The sequence below is a fragment of the Solidesulfovibrio sp. genome, from assembly GCF_029978005.1.
Lineage (GTDB): Bacteria > Desulfobacterota > Desulfovibrionia > Desulfovibrionales > Desulfovibrionaceae > Solidesulfovibrio.
The window spans coordinates 1-3,438 of sequence record NZ_JARKOZ010000087.1; the positions used below are offsets into that span (position 1 = coordinate 1).

2 protein-coding genes are annotated in these 3,438 nt (G+C 69.8%); both read right to left on the reverse strand.

Translation table 11 applies throughout. From position 1 onward, the window contains the following. Positions 1-192: 192 nt before the first annotated feature. Positions 193-2,100, reverse strand: coding sequence for an asparagine synthase (glutamine-hydrolyzing) (gene asnB / locus Q1K70_RS10365; protein WP_300158774.1), 1,908 nt, complete (start codon positions 2,098-2,100; stop codon positions 193-195). A gap of 58 nt (positions 2,101-2,158) precedes the next feature. Further along, on the reverse strand, positions 2,159-3,298 hold the full coding sequence (locus tag Q1K70_RS10370; RefSeq protein WP_300158777.1) for a glycosyltransferase family 4 protein: 1,140 nt from the start codon (positions 3,296-3,298) through the stop codon (positions 2,159-2,161). Positions 3,299-3,438: the final 140 nt, after the last annotated feature.

Below are 3,438 nucleotides of genomic sequence, written 5' to 3' on the forward strand. Positions count from 1 at the left end.
CTTTCGAGCCTGGAGCGCAGCGACGGCATCGAAAGGCCAATTCCGGCCTCGCCGACGCACTCCCGCCCACGACCACGCTTCCACCCGCTTCCCCATCCTCCGTCTCACCCATCGAGGGGGTCCGGGGGGGAGCATCCCCCCCGGCCGCCGGAGGCATCTTCCCTCCCCCCGTCCATCCATCCCCCACAATCCCTAGAAATATCGACGCAGCCACAGCTCCAGCATGACCAGCGCGTAGATGCGCTTGCCGTGATCGGCCTTGCCCGCCTCATGGGCATCGAGCAGTTCCCGCACCGCTTCGGGCCGGGCGATTTCCCGCGCGACGCGCCCGCCGGTCAGCAGATCGCGGCTGAATTCGCGCAGCGGTCCCCGGAACCAGCCGGCCACGGGCAGGCCAAAGCCGCGTTTGGGCTGGTCGGCGATGCGCGGCGGCAGCAGGTCGGCGAAGGCGCGGCGCAGCAGGTATTTGCCGGTGCGGCCGCGCAGCTTGAGTTTTGCGGGCAGACGGGCGGCGAAGGCGGCCAGTTCCACGTCGAGGAAGGGCGAGCGGCCTTCCAGGGCATGGGCCATGGCCATGCGGTCGGCTTTGACGAGCAGGTCGCCGGGCAGGTAGACGCTCACGTCCGCGTAAAGACCCCGGTCGAGGGCATTGTCGGCCGTGGCGTTGGCGTAGGCGTCGGCGTAGATACCGACTGTGTCGTCGGGCCTGGCGGCGCGGGCGAATTCGGGCCGCAGAAGCGCCTGCCGGTCCCAGGGCGAAAAGTAGGAGCCCCAGCGCACGAGGCTAGCGGCGCGAGGCACGCGCACGGCCTGGGCCAGGCGGGCCAGGCCCGCGCGCCAGTCGGCTTCCACGGGCACGTCGCCCCGGGCCGGGATTTTCGCCGCCAGCCAAGGCACGAATTTTCGCGTCAGGACGTGGGGCAGCCGGGCGTAGGCATCGGCCAGGGGATCGAGCCAGTAGCGCTGGTAACCGGCGAACATCTCGTCGCCACCGTCGCCGTTTAAGGCCACGGTCACGTGGCGGCGCGTGAGCCGGCACAGGTGCCAGGAAGCCAGGGCCGAAGGATCGGCGAAGGGCATGTCCGTGGCCGCGACCACGTCCTCCATGACGCCGCGCGCCTCGTCGAAGCCCACGATGAATTCGGTGTGGCGGGTGCCGTAGCGTTCGGCCACGGCCCGGGCCTTGGCGGTCTCGTTGAAGGCCTCCTCGGAAAATCCGATGGAGAAGGTGCGCACGGGCTGGTCGACGAGCCCGGCCATGACGGCGGTGACGATGCCGGAATCGACGCCGCCGGAAAGGTGCGCGCCGAGCGGCACGTCCGAGACCAGGCGCAGGCGCACGGCTTCGGTGACGCGCGCGCGCAGCTCCTCGGCAAGTTCGGCTTCGCTGCCTGCGAGCTTGGGCAGATAGTCGAGCTGGAAATAGCGTTGCGTCCGGCCCTGGCCGTCGCGCCAGGTTATGGCATGCCCGGCCGGGAGGGCGGCGACGCCGACGAAGCCCGTGGCCGGCTCGGGCACATGCTGGAGCGTCAGGTAATGAGCTACGGCCGAGGCGTCCAGGCGCGGGCGCACGTCCGGGTGGGCGAAAAGCGCCTTGGGTTCGGAGCCGAAGGCGATGCCGCCGCCGGGAAGGCGCGTGTAGTAGAGAGGCTTTTTGCCGAAGGGGTCGCGGGCCAGGAACAACTCGCGACGGGCGGCGTCCCAGATGGCCAGGGCAAACATGCCGCGAAGGCGGGCGACGCAGGCCGGCCCCATTTCCTCGTAGAGGTGGACGATGGTTTCGGTGTCGCCGGCGGAGACGAAGGCGTGGCCCTTGGCCACGAGTTCCCGGCGCAATTCCGCGAAGTTGTATATCTCCCCGTTGAAGACGATGGCCAGGGAGCGGGTTTCGTTGAAAAGGGGCTGGTCACCGGTGACGAGGTCGATGATGGCCAGCCGGCGATGGCCCAGGGCCGCGCCGCCGCCGTCGGGAAAGACGTCGCGGTAGAGCCCTTCGCCGTCCGGGCCGCGGTGGGCGATGGCCTGGGTCATGGCGGCAAGCGTCGCGCCCATCTCCCCTTCCCCGCCCCGGGTTGCGACGAATCCGCAGATGCCGCACATGGTCTAGCTCCACTTTTCCAAACCGCAAAACAACAACGAACAACCACAACCCAGCATATCAACGAACCGCCTCGCGGCACAGGGCGGCATAGGCCTCGGCCACCACGCGCCAGGAATATTCGCCCACGGCCTTGTCCCGGCCGGCCCGGCCGAGCCGCCAACACAGGTTGCGGTCCGCGACCAGGCGGGCGACGACCGCGGACAGGGCGGCCGGATCGTCCGGGGGCACGAGAAACCCCGTGCGGCCGTCTTCCACCAGCTCCTCGTTGCCGGCGATGCGCGTGGCGGCCACGGCCAGCCCCGAGGCCATGGCCTCGAGCACGGCGTTGGGCATGCCCTCGTCGCGGGAGGGAAAGACGAAGGCGTCGGCCCGGCGCAGCGTTTCCGGCATGTCCGCCCGGGACACCCAGCCGGAGAAGCGCACCTTGGCCGCAAGGCCCAGCCGCCCGGCCAGGGACGCAAGCTCGGCCCGAAGCGGCCCGTCGCCCACGATCTCCACCTCGAAACAGGCCTCGGCCGGGAGCCTGGCCAGGGCTTCGAGCAGCACGTCGAGCCCCTTTTGCCGCACCAGCCGGCCGACGAAGACCAAGCGCACCGGCCCCTCGCGCGAAAGCTCCCCGGCCGGGGCGAAGCGCGCCGCGTCCACGCCGTTGGGGATCATGCGGATGGGCACGCCGCCGGCCGAGGCAGCGGCCAGATCGGCCAGGCCGCGGCTGTTGGCCACCACGGCGGCGGCCCCGCGCCACAGGAAGCGGATGAGCGGCGCGGTCAGGCGATGGTAGCCGGCCAGGTCGTAGGGCTGAAACCCCGGCACGTCGCCGCCGCGCAGCGAAACCACGTAGGGCGTGCCGCGAAGGCGCTTCAAGAGCCAAGCCGCCGGGCCGCAGGGGATGCCGAAAAAAGCCAGGCAGGCGTCGGGACGCCAGGCCCCGGCCATGACCGGCAGATACGCGCCGGCGCTGGCCATGAAGGACAACATCTCCAACGGAGAACAATGATCGGCATGGCGGCGCACGGCCGGTATGCGGCGAACCTCGAACCCGTCGGCCTTCTCCAGGCGCGGCAAGCCTCGAAACGCCGCCGTGACCACGCGCACGTCATGGCCCAACCCGGCCAGCTCCCGGGCCATGTTGGCCGTGGCGTTCCCCGCCCCCCCGCCCAGCGGGGGGTACTCGTAATTGAGGAGGAGAAGGCGCAAAGAAGTGCGAGAGAGGAACCCTTTTTGGGAAAAAGGGTTCCTCTCTCGCGCTCTCTCCTCCCCAAAACTTTTAATGGGGGGTTGCATAGCCATATTGGCCTACCCTTTATTCCCTTGTGGGGGGGTCCGGGGGGCATCAT